We start from the raw sequence: 21709 nt of genomic DNA, 5'->3' as shown, positions 1-21709 counted from the left end.
ATACCTCCAGTTTTCGAGCAATTATTCGTCGGGTTAAGAATCATTGGGCCTACTTCACTTGGCTGACCGTGACGATGTCCAGCCACGGCCCCGCAGGAACTTGGTCCCGCGGCACGAACTGCCAGTCGACTTTGTCCGACTCGCCGTCGAGCTCTGAAAAGCCGAGGCACCCGTTGAGCGCCGGCGAGACGTCCATACCTGCACCGTTGAAGTTCTTGTTGACGGGCCGGGCATCGTTGGAGCCAAAAACGTACTCCTTGTCGTGGTACTGGCCGGGACCGGCGTCTTCGATCTGCCCATAGCATTCATGGCCGTCCTTGCGAATCCTGACCCATTGGTTCTTCATGTAGCTGAAGGAACGGTCCTGTTCTTTACCTGCAAAGCCAGGGTCGTTGGCCCAGGGAATCACCTTGGCTCGTTCGGCAAAAGCTGTGGCATCGTTGACGTCGTCATAGGGAAGATCCAAGTAAAAGGGGTTTTGCTTCGGAGTCATACTGCTAGGCGCAAATCCCTTGGCCTGCGTTCTCGCCTCGGTGGTACAACCGTTCTTGATGACACCGTCACAGCCTCCATAGCTCTGCATCCACTGGGAATCGTAGGTGGACACCACCTGGCTGCCATCTGCCGCCTTGGGGTCGAAGATCTCCCCAACCCAAAAAGTCGTGGCCACGATCCCCGTGTGCCACGGATATCGGCCAGCCGTCGATGACTGACTCGGTCCTGGCCCCGGTGCCGGCCCGGTGCAGGCTGCCGTTAGCAGGGCCATGCAAAATGCAATGGCCACAAATGCGCGTTTTCGACGCATCTCCGTGGACCTCGCGGTGTTCACCATTCACTCCCTTGAGACCTGGCTTCGGTATTTCCCGCAGTGTACGTGGCCGTGGGCGGTCAATCTCCCGATAGCCTTCGGAGACCGGCCGCCCACACTTCCCTATGGACTGCTACCGCCGTCAGCCCTTAGGGAAATCGATGTTGTAGCGGTACAGGAACGCAGCCACGGCGTCACGGTTGATGGCGAGGGCCGGCTTGTACGTTCCGTCCGCGTAACCGGTGGTGATGCCTGTGGCCGCCAACCAGCGGATCTCGTTGTAGAACGGCGCGCCAACCGGCACATCTGGGAACGTCGGTGCGTTCGGCGGCACGGCAGGCTTACCCCTGAGACGGTAGAGGAATGCTGCCATCGCCTCGCGGCTTACAGCTTCCCAGGGATGGAAGGTTCCGTCCGGGTAGCCCGTGGTGATGCCGGCGGAAGCCAACCAGCGGATCTCGTTGTAGAACGGCGCGCCAACCGGCACATCGGAGAACGTCCGTGCATTCGCGGGAACCGCAGGGCTTCCTGAGAACCGGTAGAGGAAGGCCGCCATGGCCTCGCGACTAATGGATGTGAGAGGACGGAAGGTGCCGTCAGGCCAGCCTTGCGTGATCAGGTTGTTAGATAGCCAGCTGATCTCGTTGTAAAACGCCGTGGTGGGAGTGACATCCGTGAAATGCCTGATGCCTGATGTGTCGTAGAGTTCAAAATCGTCCGTGGTCAGGGTGCCATTGCCGAGCAGGTTCAGGCCCATGCTGATGGCCGATGCACCCGCCGGAAGCGCCGGTGAAGTCCACGTAGCGTGGCTCCACGCGGTCGACGCTGCGAAATACGGACTAGCGGTCCAGTATTGCCACGTGCCCAAACCCGTGCGGTAATACAGTTCGAATTGCGTCGTGGTAGTGGACGTGTACCAAGCCTTCATGTCATAGGTGTGGCCAGGGGTTGCACTTGGCGCGCACTCTCCCAGGTCGAGGGTCGGCAAGAGCTTGGCGTCCCCGCTGACATAGGCGGACATCACGAGCTGCTCGGCGTGGGTCCCCGCCGTACCTCCGTGGCCAGGGGTTACCGTGGTGAAGGTCGCCGTGTGGCTGCCGTAGCTGCCCTGTGCCCAACACTGTGGCAGCCCCGAGGCTACCGGCCCGGCAGTCTCCATACTGGCGTTCTTGATCAGGTTCCCCGCAGTGACCGCGGGCGGTGCCGCCGGCCCGGGGACAAGCGGTTTGGTTGCCCCGCCAAGGGTTTCCTGGACGGTTTGGACGGCGATCCGGCCAGCTGCCTTCTCTGAGGCCAGGAATTGCACAAACTCGGTGAAAAGCGCGGTCGACACCGTCAGCGGGTCTGCGATCTTAGAAACTGGATCGATGCCTGTGCCGATGTGGTGGAACGTCACTTGTACCCAGCCGCCGCCTGGCTCAGCCTTGGTGACCAGATTATGTAGGTCGGTCGTGGTCCAGGTGTTGTCCACCTCGTCCGGGGCCTTCGTGCTGTAAGGGTCAGCAGGGGGAAGTGTTTCGGCAAAGCCAAGCCCGGCGCTTCCGGGTACCTTGCTTTCCAGGTCACCGAGCCCCCGGGCGCTGTTGTATCCGCAGGCGGCCACGGCGCTCTCTACCGCGGGGGTAAAGGATGCAAAGGGGTACGCGAAGCTGGTGACGTTGTGGAAGCCCATATTGTAAAGGTTGACTCGGTCATTGCAGATCTGGCGGGCCACTTCGTCCGGACCCATCTGGGCCAGGTCGGGGTGGGTCACCGTGTGGCCGCCGATCTCGTTGCCATCCGCCTGCAGGTTGAGCGCATCCTGGGTTGTCATGTAGTTGGGAGCATTGAGGTAGCCCGACGGCGTAAAGAACGTGCCCTTAAGCCCATTGGTCTTGAGGATTCCTGCGGCAGCGACTTGATCTGCGTTGGCGTCGTCAAACGTCAGGGTGATGATGGTGTTCGGCGCCGCGTGGGCGGCCGGTGCCACTATTCCGAAGACAGACGTTGACATCAGCACGCTTACAACCCCTGCGAGCCAGCGCGATGTGCCCGGCGGCCGCAACCGTTCAGCCTTGTGACGAGGTCGAGCCGAGACCGTGACCTTTCCCTGTAAATGTTGCATTGAGCTCAACCTTTCCTTCCAAGGTACTTGTTCAGTTGAACGACGCCGCCCCAGCCGACGCGGCACCTCTTTGTCGTGCATCAGGAAGCCAGGGTGACCTTCCAACCCGAGGGATCCAGCACTTTTGCCGGCTTATAGTCAGCGGCGACGTTGAGGATGATTTCATCCAGGGTGGTCTTCGGGTCGAAGCCAACAAGCTCGAAAGACTTGCTGTTGTCCGGGACGCGCCGGCGCATGTCCTCGTACCCCTCCGAGTAAGCCTGTTCGTAGGGAACCAAGGTGATGGGACTTTCGCTCCCCAGGAGTTCAACGATCCGTTGGGCCAGCGTCAGGATGGAAATCTCGTAGCTGCCGCCGAGGTTGAACGCGTTCCCGTAAGCAAGCGGTTCCTCGGAAATACGGGTGATGGCGGGAACGATGTCACCCACGTAGGAGAAGCACCTGGTCTGGTTGCCGTCTCCATACACCGTCAAAGGCTCACCGATGAGCGCCTGGCGCACAAGTCGCGGAACGACCATTCCATAGCGGCCTGTCTGGCGAGGTCCTACCGTATTGAAGAGCCGCACAATAGCAACCGGCAAGCCGAATTGGCGCCAGTATGCATGCGCAAAGGCCTCGTCAATGCCCTTGGCCGCAGCGTAGGTCCACCTGGACTTGAGCGCCGACCCCAGGATGCGGTCCGCTTCCTCCGAAAGGCTGTCCGAAGTGTTCTTACCGTAGATCTCGCTCGTCGATGCCAGCAACAGGGAGGCGTGCGACTCCAAGACAGAGTCCAGGACCACCTCGGTGCCATGGATATTCGTGCGGAGGCTCTCCAAAGGGTGGTCGACAATCAGGTTCACGCCAACGGCGGCCGCAAGGTGGAAGACCCGGTCTGCGCCTGCCACAACTTTGTCCACTGCGTCCCGATCGAGAATGGTGCCCTCCACGAAGTGGAAGTTCCTGTGGCCGATCACGCCCTTGAGATTCTCGAGGCGCCCTGTCGACAAGTTGTCCAAGACCGCGACTTCGTCGCCAGCCGCCAACAAATGCTCAACGAGGTGGCTGCCTATGAATCCGGCACCGCCGGTGATTGCTGTTTTCATTACTCCTGCTTCCGTCGAAAACCTGCTGGATTTAGAGCCGGGTTACGTTGTCGGCCTTGGGCAAGCGGTACGTTGTGTCCAGGACTGCCGGTGCTCCGGCCAGCCAGTCAAGGTCCACCTCGCTGTGCCTCGTGTGCAGGATCACCAGATCCGCACCCCAATCAGCAGGCGACAGCTCGGAATGGAGTGTGCTGCCATGGCCGTCGGGCGCCGTCTGGCACCAGGGATCGGAGTACGCGACTTCCGCTCCGTCGGCGATCAAGGCCGCGATGATCTCCAACGCCGGGGACTCCCTGAGATCTTCGACATCGGGCTTGTAGGCAACCCCAAGCACCATCACGCGGGCGCCGGAAACACCGTGGTTGCGGTCCGACAGGATACGGCGGGCCTTTTCCACTACCTGGTGCGGCCTGCCCGCAATGCCTGCCATCGCCTGCTCAATCACTGGTGCCGTCAAGCGGGCTTTGCGCAATTGCCACAGCAAATAGTGGGGGTCGCACGGGATGCAATGTCCGCCGACGCCAGGACCAGGGGTGAAAGGCATGAATCCGTAGGGCTTGGTAGAAGCCGCATCGATGACATCCATGACCTCCATGTTGAGTTCATGGCAGATATCAGCGAATTCGTTCGCCAAGGCGATATTGACGGCCCGGAAGGTGTTTTCCACGAGCTTGGTCATTTCGGCGACGTCCGCGGACGGAACGACGTGAACCAGCTTGGTGCTGGCGCTCAGAAGCCGCTCCGCAGCTTCACCGCAGGCCGGGGTCACGCCGCCAACTACCCGGGGCACGTCTTCGTGCGAGAACGAGTCCACCCCGGGATTGATGCGTTCTGGCGAGAATGCAACGAACACGTCCCTGCCCGGGATAAGCCCCTTGGCAGCCAACGGCAAAGCCAGAAGGTCACGCGTGGATCCCACATACGTCGTCGAGGTCAGCATCAACAATTGGCCAGTGGTGGCAAAGTCGACTACGGAGGCACAGGCCGCCCGAAGAATACCGAGGTCCGGGACCAAATACTCGTCAACCGGGGTAGGAACACAAACAACTACTGCCGCCGCATGGGCAAGCAATGACAAGTCGCTGCTCAACATGAACGTCGGGTCAAGCAGTGCGTTGCTGAGCCGTTCCTTGTCGGAATCCAGAAGATCTGCCCGTTGCTCGCGGATCACGGCCAGCCGGGCATCTGACACATCCAGGCCCAAAACGCGGCGGCCGGAGGCGTTGATAGCCAAGGCCGTAGGCAGGCCTACATAGCCCATGCCTACGATCGCCACGTCGAACGTGAATGTCTGGTCTTGCGTGGTTGTGGTCTGCGTTGAGCGGCCCTCCGGCCACGCCGGTGCCGGCGCGTGCACGGACTGAGAGCTTCCGTTGAGCTCCTTCTTGAGGGTCTTTACCTTCGTGTTCGGTGCCATGGTCAGTCGACCTCCCGGTGCCTGTTGTCTCCAGTGTGAAAAAAAGCCGGCGACGAAACGGGGTGTGCCCTGGTCTCAGAAGGCACGCGACCGCGCGTCGCCGGCTCGCTTGTGGGGGTACCCGCAGAATGCGGGAGACCGGTCGCATTGGAGCTGATTTCTCGCCGGATTACCGGTTGGTTTTCCTGTAGCAAAGAATTCTTCCTGCGTTTCATCTCGAGACCCACTTATCCCCAATTGAGTGGCGGTTGCCATCAAGAAGAGCGTATTAACCAACCCCTAGGGCGGGCGCGAGTGGGCTCTACCCGTCTTTGGATGCGCTGTCCCGTCCGAGGGCGTTGACTACCCGTCCGAGCACTTTTAACCACTCGATTCAGTACTCGTTTTTGGCCCACACGGCCTCGAATCCCGCGCAGAGCGCTTCGGACAGCGCCCGCATCGCCGCCGTACCCGAGGTATCGGGAGTTTGGGAAAGGCGAACGACGGCGGAAGGAGACGACGGGAAGCGCGGTCACCGGAGTGGAGTGGCCGCAGTGCAGTGGCCCCCGGTCCGGGGGCGGCTAGCCCAGGCTCTCCATACCGTGGGCACCGTTCATCAAGTCTTCACGATGGCTAATGCCGAGCTTGGCAAACATCCGGTAAAGGTGGCCTTCCACGGTGCGCAATGACAAGCCCAAGCGGACGGCAATGTCCTTGTTGCTTGATCCCGATTGCACAAGTGTCGCGATTTCCTGCTCGCGCCGGGTGAGCTTCTGGAGATCGGGTGAGCCCCCCTCAACAGACGGACCGGCCTTGTCGAGGGCAGCGGTGCGGCGCTTGAGAAGTCGCTGTCCCTCAAGCTGGCGCGCTTTGTCCCCCCTGCTTTCCAGGATCCGGAGGGCATGGGCGGCGCAATCAGCTGCTGCAAGTTCCAGGCCCTCCCTGGCGGCCGATTCACTCAGCTCAATGAGGCGATCCGCGTCCTTGTGTGCGAGTGCCAGCCCAACACTCAGGGCAAACTCCGCAGCTCGGCCTTCACTGCCCTCGGCTACAGTTGTCAGCCGGCGCGCCACGCTCGGGTCTCCCAGTCTCAGGACCAACATCAGGATGTCGATCTCGGCGCCTATTGCTCCGTCCGCGGCTGCCGAATCCGCAAGGGACATGAGCCTCGAGATCGCCGTCTGCGAGCCGGTCTGTTCGGCTCTCGCAACTGCAACATGTCCTTGGGCCAGCAGCGACGGATGCACACCTTCCCGGATCATTGCGTCGTACTCGCTTGAGTACGACGCAGCAGTATCGCGGCGTTTCAGGATCGACGCCGCATACGCGGCGGCAGCAACGGCGTCGGGCAGGTCACTACCGATGTCGGAGACCCGCAGCATGCTGACCGCTTGGCGAAGCCGCGGCAGGGCCACGCCCAGGTCTCCCCTCCGCAGGTCCACCATTCCGGCCGCCAAGTGGAGCATCCCGCCCGAATAGATCAGCGAGTTCGGTGCTTGGGAAACATGATTCCGGAGGAACACGTCGAGGACGTCAAACTCACCCGCCTGTTGCAGGGCCTGGATGTAGCTGCGCATGACAAAGCCCGCATACTGGAGGCTCCAGTCGCCGCTCGTAGCGACCATCTCCTGTATTCCCATCAGAATCTGGAGGGCAGAGAGAGGCCTCCCCGTGACAGCCAAGGCCTCTGCCAGCAGGGTGCCCGCAACCAGCCGGGACTCGTCGTCGTCGGTTTCGTTCCACATCTGGCGGAGCTCACGTTCCGTCTCGACATAGTGGCCCTCGGCTTGAAGGCCTTGCAGGGAAAGGAGCCTGCTGCCCACCTTTCCGCGCTCCAGTTCCCCGGGGTCGATGCCTTGCGGAGACTCAGCGAGCCTGGCGAGGGCCGCCTCCCATTCGTAAGCTGCCTGCTTGATGGCGTTCGGCCCCAGGCCTTGACGCCCGGCGAGTTGGGCCGCCAACATCGATGCCTGCCGGATCGTCCGCGGATCATTCGTCCGATCCACCACCCCGGCGAGCGACGACACCGATCCGCGGATGTCGCCGCGGTACCATTTTGCCCGTGCCACCTCCACTTGCGCAGCCAGCCTCAGGGACGGATCCTTGATCGCACCGGCCACTCGTTCCACGTAACTGGGGATGAACAGCCGATTGGCCAGTTGTGTCGCTTCAAGGATGTCGGCATCCGGAACCTTGGTGCCGGATTCCAATCCCCACGAGACGTAGCGCAGCAGGCCGTCCATGGTCTGCGGTTTTGCCTCCATCAGGTCCACGATGCGCCGTCGGATGGTCATGCTGTGCGCAGTGGGAACCAACTGCCGGATGACTTCGCCGACCAGCGGCTGGGCCAGACGGACATGCCGGGCAGGGTCGGATCCGATCTCTATGAAATGCAGCTCCTGCAGTTCGTCCACGGCGTTCGAATCGCTTGCCTGTTGCACCACGCTCAGCGGAACGGGCTCTGCCAAGGCCACGGTCTCCAGAGTTTCACGCTGTTCGGGTTCCAGCATGAGGATCTGGTTCCTCACGAGGTCCATCAAACGCACGCTGGTTCCCCGAAGCTCACCTGAAAGCATCCAAGCGTCGTTACGGCAAACCAACTGGCCTAGCGATTTGGCGTGGTCAATGAGCTCCAGCAGGAACATCGGGTTTCCGCCGGAGTACTTGCAGAGGACGGCGCTGGTGCCTTGGACGACGGGCCCATCCAAGGCTTGGGCGCAAAGTTGGTTGACCTCCTGCTCGTTGAGTGGCTGCAAGTCGAATCGGTCCACGAGTCCCTCGGACCACATCGAAAAGACCTCTGCCGGCGGCGCAGGATATGGACGGCACAAAAAGACGACTTTGGCGGCTTCCGCTGCCGCCAGTTGCGCCAGGACAGCCACGCTGCTGTCATCGATGTGATGTGCGTCTTCCACGATCAGCACAGCGGGGGCAGGGTGGGGCTGGCCTGCCGGGTTCAACGCCGCGACGACGGCCCTGAGGACGGACAGCGGTTCGTTGATCTGGCTCGGGGTCAAAGCGGTCAGCAGTGGTGCCAAAGCGGCAAATGGGACCGATGACAGGGTGGGGCCGGCGAAGACCCTGAAGGGACGGACTCGCTGCCCCAGTTCATGGACCACTTCGTTAATCAAGGCCGTCTTGCCGATGCCTGCGTCGCCGAAAAGCAGCACACCCGGGCCGTTGACATCAAGAAGGCAGTCGACGACGGCGGCCATGACGCTGAATCGTCCAACCAACGGTTCGGTGGAAACCATCTCAGTCATAGCGCACCGCCTTCAACGCTGCCAAGGGCAAAGCTCAGCTCCGAGCGCTCTACGATCTTCAACTTGCCGAAGATCTGATAGAGGTGCCCCTCCACCGTGCGTACTGAAACGTGAAGCTTCGCGGCGATGCCCTTGTTGCTTTCACGTTTCGCCGCCAGTTTGGCGATCTCCAGCTCGCGTGCTGTCAGCTTCAATCCCTCTTGGGGGCCGCTTTGCGGTGTACGCAAACGCTGCCGGCACGTCTCGGCGAGCTGACGCGCCTTCCGGATAACCGTCTTGTCCAGCTGGCCCTGTTCCCGGTGCAACACAGTCTCGGCGATATCGAAGGCGAACCTGTCGTTCTGCATGTCTTCGGCCAACTGTGCCGCGTCAAGAAGAAGCTCAGTGCTTCCCGATATCGTCGCCCGCGCATACGCGGCGCACAGCTCAGCGAATCGCCCCTGGCAGCTGAGTGCCGAATCCAGCAACCGTGGAGCGGCGGCCACCGCTCCCAGCCGAACGGCCGAACTAAGGCAAAATATCTCGTGACCGGGAGCACCCTCGTTCCGGTCGGCGTCGGCCAGGCGCAGAAGCTCCTCGACGGCGGTGTCCGGGCCTTGGAGCCGCTCCCGGGCCAAAGCTGCGAGGTACTTTTGCGTCCGTTCTTTCCGCCACGTCGGCCGGCGCTGCTGGGTAGACGCTTCCTTCAGGTAGCGCAAGGCCTGGTCGTGCTCACCCTGCAATGCCGACGCGTAGGCGGCCGCGGTGCAGGCGATATCCAGCATGCCTTCGTTGTCCTGGACACGCAGCTGGCTTATCACGGGAATGAGCGCTTCCATGCCGTCTTGGGCCCGTCCTTGGAGGCAACGGAAGATCGCTTTGGGAAGGTCAATCGCCGTTGGCAGTGCCTCGGCGGACGAAACCAGGGCATCGTCGTCCGGCTGGACTATTTCCCCGGCCTTGTCCCACCTTCCGGCAAGGACGAAGGCGAACCTGAGACGCGATGTCGCACGGCGGGCTGCAGCGATCGAGACAGCAGGATCATGACAGTCGGCCATCAGCTGTTCCGCCATGTCCGCAGCCTCGGATTGCCGACCCGTCAATGCCCATGCCTCGCACAGCCAGCTTCCGGCAAGGAGACGGAACTCCGCACCGTGGGACTCAAAGTCTTGAAGTACTTCCTCCAGCTTTGCTGCCATCTCTGCGTAGGAACCCGAATAGCTGGCTGCTTGGGATTCGGCCAGGACAAGTTCTTCCCGCAGCCCGGCGAGGTCCTGTCTGGCGACGTCCTGCCCGCCACGGGCCGTCGTGGTTCCGTCGAGGCGCTGACGGACGTGTGCCAGCGTCTCGCAAGCCTGCGCGGTGGTTTCGGCTCGGGCCAGGAGGACTGAGCTTTCGGCCAGTTTGAGCCGTACCCACTCGGACAGGGTGGCTTCAGCCCCGGGTCCTTCCTGGTGTTGCTTCAGGACGTTCCGGGCCCCGGCGACGTCACCGAGTGTCAGCAACGCGTGGGTTTCCTCGGCTACTGCCACGGGCATCCGGGAGTGGTTTGGAATGGAACGGACCAAGCGCAGGGCCAACCGCGCATCAAGTTGCCGATTCGCCACGGAGGCAGCTTCAAGGGCTTCTTCCGTGCCGAGTTTGGCTCCGCAATCCAGTGCCCAAGCAGCCATGTGTAGCAGCATCGAGCGCTGGTGAAGGGATGGACTCGTCGCTTCGGACAACATATCCCGTAGTTCGTTGCTGCGACCGGGAGGAACATTTGCCCTGACCACGTCACCCACGAGTTGGCTTTGCAGCCTGGCCATCCTTGGCAGCGAATCATCGACCACAAGGACGCCCCGTTTCTCGAGGGAATCCGCATCGTCCGGTGACGCAAGCGCCAGCAGCGACTCCAGGGGGACGGCCTTTGCCAGTGAGAGGATCTCCAGGACTTTGCGCTCGCCGCTGCCCATCCGGCCAAGCCGCGTGGTGATGAGATCCGTGATTGCCCGGCCGTGGAGTTCACTCCGTGACGTGAGAACCCAGACGCCGTCGCGCTTCAAAAGTGCACCCGATTCGGCGAGCTCGGCAGCAAGCATCTTGAGGTAGTGGGGGTTGCCTCCGCTAGCTGCCCAAAGGGCATGGGCACCCGATGGCGAGACCTTTGCTCCCAGCCCTGCCTCGAGCCAGGAGTGGGATTCCTGGAAAGTCAGTGGTTTGAGGTCTATTCGATTCAGGAAGCCGTCGCCGCAGAGGCGCGTAATCTCGCCACAGAGCCGCTGCGGGTCCGTGCAGGTCAGGACAAGCTGTGCAGTGCCGTTCCGCGCGAGTTGGGCCACCGTCATTGCCGCCAGCTCATCGAGCTCTGCCGCATTTTCAATGACCAGGTAGACTGGCTTTCCCTCGGCACGCTCCCTGAGCAGAGCGGTGAGAGCTGACAGCACCAAGACGGGATGGGCCAAGTATCCCGGGTCAAGATCGCTCAACAGAATATTGAGGGCGCCGTACGGTGATCTCGCCAGCGCGGCGCTGCCACGAACGACGACGACGAATGAACGCCCGCGAATTTCGTTCACCGCGCGGGTGGTCAAGTAGCTCTTGCCGCTCCCGGACGGCCCCGTAACGAGTACGCCACCTTTGGATGCCGCGAGCGCGAGTGCTATGTCGTCAACAGCGGCCCTGGGTCCAATCGGCGGCCACGCCATCGGGACCACCGACTTGCCCTCCGCACCCTCCGGTGAGGATGGAGACGAAGAGGTGTCGAGTGCCTGGTACCGTGACCCGTTTCCGGGCCGAACGGCGTGGACCGTAGATGCACTGCCTGCTGTCAACATGAGCGAGACCCCCAGTGATCGAGTGGTGACACCCCCCAATTAACCAGCTAGCAGCCAGCCCTACACCAGTAGTGAGTACTCGACTTTCATACTGGCCGATACTCGTATGCGGGTATGAGTACCCCTACAGCGGGTGGTGGCTACTCGGCGCCGGCAGTGGCGTTCCGTCGAATCGAGAGTGCACTACTAATGCCCTGCGTCCTCTGCTGTCCCCCGCGCGCCGGCCACAGCCCCGGCGAGTTCGTCCCTGCCGGTGATCCCCAACTTGGAGTAGCACCGGTACAGATGTCCTTCGACAGTGCGGACCGAGATAAGCAGCGTGTCCGCAATCTGCCGGTCGCTGAGGCCTTGGACCGCCAGATTTACGATGTCCCGTTCCCTCTTGGTCAGTCTTGGAGTCACCGATTCGTGCTGGGATTCCTCGCCCCCTTGGCCCAGTTCTTCGTTGCAATGCGCCAGCCCCGCGCGCGCGACCGCAGTGAGCTCTTTGGTCCGGCCGCGGTCCGGGGCATCCAGCGCCAAGCTGTAGGACCGCGCGGCCAGGTGGTAGACAGCGGCCGATTGAAGCTTCTCCCCCGCGGACAAATACCGGGCAGCACCCCCGAATTTGAGTGCCATCCCGTACTCAGCGAGGGCTTGGGCCCATGCGCCCTCCGTTGCAGCCGCAATTTCACAAAACCGATCCAGCCTGCTGGTGTCTCCTAGGCCAAGCGCAAGCTCCAGGGCATGTAGTTCAAGGAAGGTGGCGCCTTCTTTCGCTGCATCGTCAGCGTTGGCATACAACCCCGAGATGCCGGAGCCGTCATCTTTGAGGAGTTCAATCGCGGCTTCGAAAAAGTTCCTGGCTTGGGCCGCAAGAAGATGCATGCCGTGTTTCCCCCAGGACTTGTATTCCGCCCTGAAACGTTCGGCTTCAGGCAATCCTGCGCCAGCTGCTGCATAGAATGCCAGGGCGGCACAAAGACCGAAGAGATTCTGCGGATCGCTGTCCCTCAGGGCTTCGAGGCCGGCCGTGAGCAGCGGCAAGGCCTCGCCGGCTTTTCCCTGCCTGATGGCAATATAGCCGAGCACTACGTAAGCTGCCCCCCCGAAGGAAGCCGTGGCGACGCCTGACGATTCGTAGTAGCTGTCAAGAAGCAACTGAGCATCGGCCCAGTCCCCGTCAGCCAAGGCGCAAATGACATGACGGGCGGCGATGAACTCGGGGATGAAGAATATGTCGTTCTCCTGGGGCTGTGCTACCGCGGCAGCCTCCAACGCCCGCTGTTTCCCTTGGCCGCCGAAGCCGAGGGCGCAGAGCCGCTCGGACTCCAGGGACAACGCCAGGGCCTTGAACAGTACTGCCAAGGAACCTTCGACGGATCCATGCTGAAGGAGGACGCGTTCCAGCTCGGGGCCCATCCGCCGGTATTCGCCGTCCAGGGAACCAGCGATCACCTTCATGAGGGCAACTGCGAGCGGCACCGCGGCTTTCGCGTCCGGTGCCTGCTGACCCTGGAGGCCTGGCTGCTGCTCGCCCCATTTACGGAATACTTCGGTATCGGCCAGGATCAAAGAGGCGGATTGCCCCACAGCGGCACGCGTGACCGCGCGAAGCAGGCTGCCGAATATTACGTGAGAAGGTCCGGCGTCGCCGTCCAGTGTTTCTTGGGTCAGGACTGCCGCAGCTTCGTCGCGGCGGCCTAGGTTGAAGTACGATCTCGCCATGACGGCCTGGGCAACCGTTTGCCACTGCATATCCTGAACTGCGGTCGCCATGCGCAATGCCGTCTCACTTTGAAGAAGCCTCCCGGCGAGGACCGCGGCCCTGATCAAGAGACGATCGGGCACGTCTGCCCCGCAGTCAAGGGACCATGTAACCATCCGGAGGAGGGAATCCGGGTTGTCTTCCAAAACATCCATCCGGGAAATCAACTGCCGGTGCAATTGCAGGCTCTGGGCAGCAGGGACGACGCTGCGAAGCACCTCTCCATAGATGGGAGAGACGAGCCGGAGGGTCGGCAACCCATTGCCGGAGGGCTTGATCAAATGCTGGTCCACTAACTCCTGGACGGCACTTTCACCGGCGACAACGTTGATCAGCTTCTCGTCCACTGGCTCGGCCAGCGCAATCAAGCTCAGGGCATCCCGGCCCGCTGCCGAAATGCGCATGAGCTGAAGCTTGACCACGGCTTCCAGCTTCACAGTGTGGATCGGAGTTGCGGCTGTCTTGAGCCAAACACCGTGTCGTTGGACAAGCGAACCCGAGCTTTCGGCTTCCCGCACAAGCGTCTTCAAGAGCAGGGTATTGCCTCCGGCCTCTGTCCAGAATCCATGGCTGGTGCTGTTCAGGACGACTCCACCCAACAATGCTTCACACAGTTCATGGCCTTGTTCGGCCGTCAAGGGCTCCAGGTCAAACCACTCGGCAGTCCCCTCGTGCCACAAACGCAAGAGTGGCCCCGGAACCCCCGGCTGGGGGACGCATGCCGCCACGATCTTGGCCCATCCTGCTTGAACAAGCTCAGTAAGCATCCCGCAGGTGGCATCGTCCAGGTAGTGCGCATCATCGACCAGGAGCAACGCTGGTCCGGTACCTATGCGGACGCTCTCGAGGTGAGCCCAGAGGGCGCGCAGCACGGCGACGCGGGAGGAAATGTCGGCAACGGAAAGTTGGGCAAGATACGGTGCCAAGACTCCATAAGGGACTGCAGAAAGCGATGGACTTCCATGAATCGGGACTTCCGCAAACTCCTTGCCAAAGATGCTGCCGAGCTGGGCTAGCAGGGATGACGCGCCGAGGCCGGAATCGCCCACGATGAAGACGGCCGAACAGTCATCCGCACGGATTGCGGCCGTGATTCCAGGGAGCAAGTGCCCAAAGTCCAGCCAAGGTTCAAGCGGCCTGGTACCACTTTCTCCGACAGGCCCATGCACCGCCGCAGCGTTGTCATGCCTGCGCGGTTCCTTCAAGCTCGCTCCTTGATGAGATGCCCATTTTCGTGAAGATCTGGTAGAGGTGGCCTTCAACCGTTCGGACGGAAACCTGCAGCTGGTTGGCCACCTCCTTGTTACTCAACCCTTGACTGGCCATCTTTGCAACCTGCCGCTCCCTTTCAGTCAGTTCGGGTCCGAAAGTATGCGGTGTCAGGGGCAGTACCGGCACCGTGCCGACCAAGCGGTCCAAGCGTTGCTGAGCGAGCCTGGCGGACGATGAATCGCCAGCTTCCCGGGCGATGTCGAGTGCCAGGACGGCACAGCGCGACTCCACTGCGTCCAAATTGAGCTCCTGGGCAACGGAAGCGGCAAGCAGCAGGGTCTTCGGGTCCTTCTTCCGGCTTCCTTCGGCCACCATCCGGTTTACGGCCGCCATCTTGCCTTGGCGACGGGATGAGACCTGCTCCAGAAGCAAAAGCTCCTCGTCTGTGCCGTGGACGGTGGCTCCGAAGAGGCTGATGGACGCCGTTGTGGTCCGCCCTTGCTCCAAGTCCCGGTTGGCCGACTCGATCAGACTCTGCTTCGCCCCGGGATCCTTCAACCAGCGCCGTGCCATCTTGACGCAGAATTCAGCCATCCATGCGGGAAACCACGCCGTTTCCCCTTGCCCTTTTTCCGCCAATTCGAGAAACGTCCGGGCTTCCTTTACGTCGCCCGCCTGCGCATAGGCGAAGGCCAACGCAGAGTAGGCCAGTGCGGGTCCGTAGTAGTTGCGTCTGATTTCCAACTGCGCTTGGGCTCCCAGCAGGGTGTCGATCGCCACTGCGGCCCGTCCGGCGTAGGTGTAGGAAACGCCCAAGGCGAGCTCTGCGGCGCCCCCCAGATAATGGATGTTCTTCGGCTGCTGGTCCAGCGTCGCCGTCAGCATACGGGCTAGTTCTTCCCACTGTCCGCTGCACAGGAGGGCGGCAAACAGGCCTTCGGACAACCAGTTGTGGAGGCGCGGCCGTGCCTTGGCGCGCTGTATCTTGTGTTTCAGCTCGCGCGCCAGTTCGATTGCTTCCATCTCCCGGCCAAGTACCGCCCAGGCCATCGTCAGCAGGCTTCCGCAACTCAATCTTTGTTGAAGGTCACTGCCTTCCCGGTATTCCTGCTCCAATGCCTCGGCAACTTCCAAATACTCACCCTGATGGACGTGAAGCTCAAAGCTGGCGAGCTTGAGCATCCCACGTGCTCGTTCAAGTTCGCCGGCGTCAGTGCCACCTTCTTGCGATCGGCGGGCAAGATCCTCCCCGGCCTCGGCGACGAGACCAGGTATTTGAAGGTGGCCACCTGGAACCCATAACAGCGCGCTGCATAGCTCCTGGACATAGTCCGCATAGTCGTACGCCGGGAGGCGCCGAAGTTGCTCGGGTGTCACGTCCTTCAAAGCTGCGACCGCAGCCTCGTGCTCGGCCAGGATGACGTGGGAAACACAGCGTTGCTGGGCCGCGGCCACCCATTCCTTGTCTTCCCGCCCAATCTGCCGGGCGCATTCCAAGGCAAACCAAGGATCGAATTGCCTGTTCGCGGCCGTCGCAGCGGCGAGGGCCACGGCCGGTTCCAACGTTTCGCGTACGTTCAGCGTGGAGGAGGCAAAACCTAGGAGGGCCTCGGCGTCCAGGTCCCGGGTAATGCTGCCGATCACCCCGGCGGCCAGCCGGCGAAGTTCGTTCCGCCGTGGCAGGTCCATCCACCCGCGAATGACCTCACCCATGTACTCGTCGCGCAGCGCCACGCGGCGGGCGCCTGAGGGTTCGATGCGGAGATAGCCGGACCACTCCATCTCGGCAACCACTTCAGGTTCCAGGACGTCCAACAGCACGGCGAGCGGGGCGGTCCGAATGAGTGCAAGCAACTCCAGTGCTTCCTGGATCGCGGGGCTCTCCCGTGCAAGTCGGGAACGGACCAGATCGGTCAGAACTTCTGCGGAAGAAAGATGGATTTCGCCTTTCATCGCCCAAACTTGCCCGGCCAGGTGCAAGTTGCCCGAGCGAAGCTGTTCGGTGACGATGGCTTGGAGCACCAAGGGATTTCCACCGCTGGACGCATGCAAGGCGCTTGCAGCAGTTGCGGTCACTCGTTTTCCAAGGACGCCAGTGAGCAATTTAGCCACTTCTGCCCGGGAAAAGACCTGAAGCTGGACTTCGTGGAGCAGTCCATCCTTCAGCAACCTGATCAGGTCTTCCGGCATGTCAGTGACTTGGCGGACAGTAACGAGGACTTTTGCCGTTCCACTAATTAACAAGTGCACTAAAACGGCCGTGCTCATGCTATCCAAAGCAGGAAGTTCCGAAAGGACCAGCAGCACTTCGCGTCCCGCAGCGTCCGAACTAATCATTTGCGATATGCCGTGGATGATGGCCCCGGGGGAATCTGCAGCTTCAACGGGCAGGCGGGCCACCAGATGTGCAAGGGACCCGAAAGGAGTTGTGGCGTCCGTTGAACCGTGGACGTGCAGTACGTGGGTCCTAGGGGTGAGCCTTGCCTCTACGGAGCGCGCGAACGTCGCTTTGCCAACGCCCGGTGCTCCAACTACCACCACACCATACAAAGATGGTTCGCCGAGCGCGTCAATAACCGTGTTCTGGAGATCCTGCCGGACTAGCGACGACCATTTCCGACGTTCTGCAGCGCCAAGGGCTTGCCGCTCCGTCGGGTGCCGCCCTATTTCAGATTCCGGTGTTGCTCGCAATTTAGATCACGCTACCTTCGTAGCTCTGGCGGACGTGACGTTCAGCGGGTCGTTTGCTTTGGTATTTCCCTTCAACCCCAGCAGTGATTTGCAAAGTATCATAGCGATCCCCCCGAATCAATTAGTCAGCCAGCGCACCATCAGCGTACTTGTTAAACAATTGAAATGAGTACTCGCGATTCACCTGAACTCCAGGAATCCCCTCGCGGGCATACTGCCAAGATCAGCGTCTCCAAAGCCACCCGGTGGGCCCACGCCGCCGGGGTTCCCTGGCCGAGCGAAGCGAGGCAAGGGGGGCGGTGGGGCCTAGGCCTTGACGGGGTGAAACTTCTGCTGGGCGGCGAGCAGCCCCTCCGTCATCAATACTTCAACTGCGTCCGCCGCTTCATCAAGGAGGAATGGCAACTCTTTCTTTTCCGTGGATCCAAAATCCCTGAGGACGTAATCCGCGGTGTCCATCCGGCCCGGCGGCCTGCCGACGCCCACGCGGACCCGTAAGTAGTCCTTGGTTGCCAAAGCCTTGGAGATATCCCGCAGGCCGTTGTGGCCACCTTCGCCACCGCCGATCTTCAACTTGACGGTGTTGAAGGGAATATCAATTTCGTCGTGCACCGCAATCACGTGGTCCGGAGCGATATCAAAGAACTTGGCAAGGCCGGAAACCGGCCCGCCGGAAACGTTCATGTAGCTCATTGGCTTCGCGAGCACCACCCGCGGGCCCCCTATTCCGAGCCTGCCCTCTACGACTTGAGCCCGCGACTTGTGGGCCTTGAAACTTCCGCCCATGCGCGAAGCAAGTTCGTCCAAGACCATCTGGCCGACGTTGTGGCGGTTGTGGCTGTATTCATTGCCGGGATTGCCAAGGCCGACAATCAGCCAAGTGTCTGTCATGGAGTCATCCTAGGGAATCAAAGAGGGTTGAACGAAAAAGAAGTGGCCGGGACCCGAAGGGACCCGGCCACTCGCAACGGCTTACGCCGCGTCTAGTCGAAACGACTACTCAACGTCCCGACTACTCAGCGGCAGGAGCGGCCTCTTCTTCGGCCTCCGAAGCGGCCTCCGAGATGTTGATGATGAGCGTCTCGGGATCCGTCAGCAGTGCCGAACCGCTCGGAAGGACGATGTCCGAAGCGTGGACGTGCTCGCCGGCCTTGCGGCCTTCGATGCTGATTTCAACGAAGGTCGGCAGGTGGGTAGCCTCGGCTTCGAGGGAAACCGTGGTGGCTTCCTGGTTGGCGACGGCGCCGATCGCAGCTTCACCAATAACGTGGACGGAAACGTCAACGGTGACCTTTTCGCCCTTGCGGACGGTCAGGAGGTCGATGTGCTCGATGATCTGCTTGATCGGATCGCGCTGGATGTCCTTGACCAGGGCCAAGTGCTCTTCGCCGTTGATGTCCAGGGACAGGAGGGCGTTCGAAACGCGGACAGCCAAGGTGGTAGCGCGGCCCGGCAGGTTGATGTGGATGGGCTCTGCGCCGTGACCGTAGATGACAGCCGGGATCTGGCCGGCTGAACGGGCGCGGCGGGCGAAACCCTTGCCGAATTCGGTGCGCAGTTCTGCTGCGAGCTTCTGCTCAGACATGTGTACTCCTTGATTACTGTGGCGCCGGCAAAATGCCAGGCAAGTCGATCAGCAAGGGCGGAGGTCTGTGGTGACCTTCCACGCCCGGCGGAATGCCAGCTACAAGAGCAGCCAGTCCGCCTTCGTTGAAGGAGATTCAGACCCAGTCGATAACGGAGACCCGCAATCCGGCATTAACCCGGATGTGCTCTCCCTCGCCAAGGTATCCCCAAGAGTTTAGCAGTCGCGCCGCGATTGCCGAAAACCAAAGAAGCCGTTAGGCCTTGCCGTCGAAGAGGCTGGTGACGGAGCCGTCGTCGAACACTTCGCGGATGGCGCGTGCAATCAACGGCGCGATCGACAGCACGGTGAGCTGGGGGAAGCGCTTGTCAGCCGGAATCGGCAGCGTGTTGGTGACAACAACCTCGCGGGCGCCGGAATCTGCCAAGCGCTGCGCCGCCGGTTCGGAGAACACTGCGTGCGTGCAGGCGATGATGACGTCCTTGGCACCGGCGTTCTTCAGGACTTGGACGGCGCCGGAGATCGTTCCACCGGTGTCGATCATGTCGTCGATCAGGACGCACGTGCGTCCTTCGATCTGCCCGACGACGGTCTTCGAGACAGCCTGGTTCGGCACCGTGAGGTCGCGGCTCTTGTGGACGAACGCCAGCGGCGCGCCGCCCAAGCGCTCGGCCCACTGCTCGGCCACACGGACGCGGCCGGTATCGGGTGAAACAACGGTGATGTTGTCTGCTTCGACCTTCGTGCGGATGTAGTCGGCCAGCAGCGGGATCGCCATGAGGTGATCCACCGGGCCATCAAAGAACCCCTGGATCTGGGACGTGTGCAAGTCAACCGACATGATCCGGTCCGCACCGGCAGTCTTGTAGAGGTCCGCCACGAGGCGGGCGGAAATCGGCTCACGGCCGCGGCCCTTCTTGTCCTGGCGGGCGTAGGGGTAGAACGGCGAGACTACGGTGATCCGCTTGGCAGAAGCGCGCTTGAGGGAGTCGATCATGATCAACTGCTCCATGAGCCAGTTGTTCAGCGGGGCAGGGTGGGCCTGGATGACGAAGGCATCAGTGCCCCGGACGCTCTCCGCGGAACGCACGTAGATTTCACCGTTGGCGAAGTCGTAGGCGTCGATAGGCAGGAGTTCCGTTTCCAGCTCCTTGGCGATTTCCTGCGCCAGCTCGGGGTGCGCCCGTCCGGCGGCGAGAACCAGTTTCTTCTCGCCGCGTGCGGTAATTTCGCTCATGCCTTTGTGCCCTGTTCTGTGGTTGCCGGAGTACTTGAGGAATCGGGGATGGCAGCGGAGCCCTGCGCGGCTTGCGCAGCCTGCGCCAGCCGGGCCGAGTTGCTGCCCTGCCGGTTGGCGATGACCCAGCCTTCGGAGTTCCGCTGAGGAGCAACACTCAGGGTGAGGGCTCCGGCGGGAACGTCTTTGCGGATAATGGCGCCAGCGCCGCTGTACGCGCCGTCGCCAATCGTCACGGGGGCCACGAAGACGGTGTTGGAGCCAGTCCGCACTCCGGAACCGATCACCGTGCGGTGCTTCTTCTCGCCGTCGTAGTTGGCCGTGATGTTGCCGCAGCCGATGTTGGTGTCCTCGCCAATCTCGGCGTCGCCGGCATAGCCGAGGTGGGACAGCTTGGAGCCCCGGCCGATGGTCACGTTCTTGGTTTCATAGAAGGCGCCGATCTTACCGGTCTCCCCCAGGACCGTGCCCGGGCGCAGGTACGTGAACGGGCCCACACTGGCCCTGGCACCGATCGTTGAGCCTGAGCCGTGGGTGCGGATAACCTTCGCGCCTTCGCCAACCGAAACATCGGTGAGGGTCGTGTCGGGGCCGACGACGGCGTCGCGCGCCACAGTGGTGGCGCCGTGAAGCTGCGTGTTCGGCAGGAGGCGGACGTCTTCGTCCAGGGTCACGGTGGCATCGATCCACGTGGTGGCGGGGTCAACCACGGTGACGCCGGCACGCATCCAGGCTTCGACGATCCGGCGGTTGTGCTCGGCTCCGAGCGCGGCCAGCTGGACGCGGTCGTTGGCACCTTCCACCTGCCAGCGGTCTTCGGTGACGACGGCGGAAACCCGGCCGCCGGCGTCGCGCGCCAGTTCGAGGACGTCAGTAAGGTACTTTTCACCTTGGATATTCTCGGTGGTCACCTTGTGCAGCTGGTCACGGAGAACCCGTGCGTCAAAAGCGTAGATACCGGAGTTGACCTCGCGGATGGAGCGCTCGGCGTCGCTGGCGTCTTTGTGTTCGCGGATGCCCAGCACAGTGGAGTCTTCGGCACGAAGGATGCGGCCGTACCCATTGGCGTCGTCGAGGATCGCAGTCAAGACCGTCACTGCGTTGCCCTGGGACTCGTGCGTTGCGACGAGCTCGGAGAGAAGGGAGCCGGTCAGCAACGGAACATCGCCGTACGTGACCACGACCGTTCCGGTGAGTTCGGCCTTCGCGTCCAGGGCGTCAAGGGCTACCTCGACGGCACGTCCGGTTCCGGGAACATCGTCCTGGTCCACAATGACGGCGTCGGGGTCGATCAGTTCAATGTGCGCGGCGACGAGGTCCCGCTCGTGGCGGACTACCAACGCCAGCTGCTGGGGCTCGATGGAACGTGCGGCAAGGATGGCGTGTGCCACCATGGAACGTCCACCGATTTCGTGGAGAATTTTGGGAGTTCGCGACTTCATGCGCGTACCGGCTCCGGCAGCTAGAACGATTACAGCAGCGGGGCCAGTAGTATCGGGGCTCACGAAGTCGCTCTCCTTGCTCGGTAACGTCCGGGCGAACCCGGCTGCGGCATCTGCTCTATCCTACTCTTGCCGATTCACAGCCTTCCGCGCAGCCAAGGGACGGCTTCGGGAGAGACAGTGCCTTCAGAGGCGGTGCCGGCAGACCACCGACAAGTTCCGCCCATAGGATTCGAACCTATACTCCACGGCTCCAAAGGCCGGGGTGCTGCCATTACACCAGAGCGGACCGTGTGCGCGGCCCTTGCGGACACGAGGCCCGCGGGGTTCCCGATCGACCGGGT

12 protein-coding genes and 1 tRNA gene are annotated in these 21709 nt (G+C 61.9%); all 13 read right to left on the bottom strand.

Annotated features, from left to right (window positions below; translation table 11 throughout):
* Positions 1 to 49: 49 nt before the first annotated feature.
* The 13 genes from AC1DLO_RS13845 to AC1DLO_RS13785 all read right to left on the bottom strand — a co-directional run bounded on the left by AC1DLO_RS13845 (position 50) and on the right by AC1DLO_RS13785 (position 21654).
* Positions 50 to 670 carry a hypothetical protein gene (locus AC1DLO_RS13845; RefSeq protein ID WP_260404754.1) on the bottom strand — a complete coding sequence of 207 codons (621 nt, stop codon included), beginning with the start codon at positions 668 to 670 and terminating at the stop codon, positions 50 to 52.
* A gap of 280 nt (positions 671 to 950) precedes the next feature.
* Positions 951 to 2801 carry an S-layer homology domain-containing protein gene (locus AC1DLO_RS13840; RefSeq protein ID WP_476890327.1) on the bottom strand — a complete coding sequence of 617 codons (1851 nt, stop codon included), beginning with the start codon at positions 2799 to 2801 and terminating at the stop codon, positions 951 to 953.
* A gap of 191 nt (positions 2802 to 2992) precedes the next feature.
* The gene (locus AC1DLO_RS13835) at positions 2993 to 3997 is read right to left on the bottom strand and encodes a dTDP-glucose 4,6-dehydratase (RefSeq protein WP_476890326.1); all 1005 of its coding nucleotides are present in this window, start codon (positions 3995 to 3997) and stop codon (positions 2993 to 2995) included.
* Between the two features lie 31 nt (positions 3998 to 4028).
* Positions 4029 to 5414: a nucleotide sugar dehydrogenase gene (locus tag AC1DLO_RS13830; protein ID WP_184736312.1), complete on the bottom strand. Its 1386-nt coding sequence runs from the start codon at positions 5412 to 5414 to the stop codon at positions 4029 to 4031.
* Between the two features lie 560 nt (positions 5415 to 5974).
* Positions 5975 to 8656, bottom strand: a complete 2682-nt coding sequence (locus AC1DLO_RS13825) for a LuxR C-terminal-related transcriptional regulator (RefSeq protein WP_476890325.1) — start codon at positions 8654 to 8656, stop codon at positions 5975 to 5977.
* A complete protein-coding gene (locus AC1DLO_RS13820; protein ID WP_476914499.1) occupies positions 8653 to 11322 on the bottom strand; it encodes a LuxR C-terminal-related transcriptional regulator in 2670 nt (889 codons plus the stop codon). The genes AC1DLO_RS13825 and AC1DLO_RS13820 overlap by 4 nt, the downstream gene beginning before the upstream one ends.
* Positions 11323 to 11637: 315 nt before the next feature.
* Positions 11638 to 14403 (bottom strand): LuxR C-terminal-related transcriptional regulator, encoded by a 2766-nt coding sequence (locus AC1DLO_RS13815; protein WP_476890323.1) that lies wholly within the window; start codon positions 14401 to 14403, stop codon positions 11638 to 11640.
* On the bottom strand, positions 14381 to 16948 hold the full coding sequence (locus tag AC1DLO_RS13810; protein ID WP_476890322.1) for a helix-turn-helix transcriptional regulator: 2568 nt from the start codon (positions 16946 to 16948) through the stop codon (positions 14381 to 14383). Before AC1DLO_RS13810 ends, AC1DLO_RS13815 begins: the two co-directional genes overlap by 23 nt.
* 459 nt (positions 16949 to 17407) lie before the next feature.
* Positions 17408 to 17992: an aminoacyl-tRNA hydrolase gene (gene pth / locus AC1DLO_RS13805; RefSeq protein WP_476890321.1), complete on the bottom strand. Its 585-nt coding sequence runs from the start codon at positions 17990 to 17992 to the stop codon at positions 17408 to 17410.
* Positions 17993 to 18113: 121 nt separating this feature from the next.
* Positions 18114 to 18686: a 50S ribosomal protein L25/general stress protein Ctc gene (locus tag AC1DLO_RS13800; RefSeq protein ID WP_461835922.1), complete on the bottom strand. Its 573-nt coding sequence runs from the start codon at positions 18684 to 18686 to the stop codon at positions 18114 to 18116.
* Between the two features lie 256 nt (positions 18687 to 18942).
* Positions 18943 to 19923 carry a ribose-phosphate diphosphokinase gene (locus tag AC1DLO_RS13795; RefSeq protein WP_184736334.1) on the bottom strand — a complete coding sequence of 327 codons (981 nt, stop codon included), beginning with the start codon at positions 19921 to 19923 and terminating at the stop codon, positions 18943 to 18945.
* Entirely contained in the window at positions 19920 to 21428 is a 1509-nt protein-coding gene (gene glmU, locus AC1DLO_RS13790; protein WP_476890320.1) for a bifunctional UDP-N-acetylglucosamine diphosphorylase/glucosamine-1-phosphate N-acetyltransferase GlmU, read from the bottom strand. Before glmU ends, AC1DLO_RS13795 begins: the two co-directional genes overlap by 4 nt.
* A 154-nt stretch (positions 21429 to 21582) precedes the next feature.
* A tRNA-Gln gene (locus AC1DLO_RS13785) sits at positions 21583 to 21654 on the bottom strand.
* Positions 21655 to 21709: the final 55 nt, after the last annotated feature.

The sequence above is a fragment of the Arthrobacter sp. 01T419 genome (assembly GCF_056398865.1).
This window is presented reverse-complemented; position numbering and strand designations above follow the sequence as displayed.

What these genes read in the sequence shown, in the direction of transcription:
- AC1DLO_RS13830 (WP_184736312.1), bottom strand. Translation starts at nt 5,414, where the DNA reads ATGGCACCGAACACGAAGGTAAAGACCCTCAAGAAGGAGCTCAACGGA.
- AC1DLO_RS13835 (WP_476890326.1), bottom strand. Translation starts at nt 3,997, where the DNA reads ATGAAAACAGCAATCACCGGCGGTGCCGGATTCATAGGCAGCCACCTC.
- AC1DLO_RS13840 (WP_476890327.1), bottom strand. Translation starts at nt 2,801, where the DNA reads ATGTCAACGTCTGTCTTCGGAATAGTGGCACCGGCCGCCCACGCGGCG.
- AC1DLO_RS13795 (WP_184736334.1), bottom strand. Translation starts at nt 19,923, where the DNA reads ATGAGCGAAATTACCGCACGCGGCGAGAAGAAACTGGTTCTCGCCGCC.
- AC1DLO_RS13820 (WP_476914499.1), bottom strand. Translation starts at nt 11,322, where the DNA reads ATGGCGTGGCCGCCGATTGGACCCAGGGCCGCTGTTGACGACATAGCA.
- pth (WP_476890321.1), bottom strand. Translation starts at nt 17,992, where the DNA reads ATGACAGACACTTGGCTGATTGTCGGCCTTGGCAATCCCGGCAATGAA.
- AC1DLO_RS13800 (WP_461835922.1), bottom strand. Translation starts at nt 18,686, where the DNA reads ATGTCTGAGCAGAAGCTCGCAGCAGAACTGCGCACCGAATTCGGCAAG.
- AC1DLO_RS13825 (WP_476890325.1), bottom strand. Translation starts at nt 8,656, where the DNA reads ATGACTGAGATGGTTTCCACCGAACCGTTGGTTGGACGATTCAGCGTC.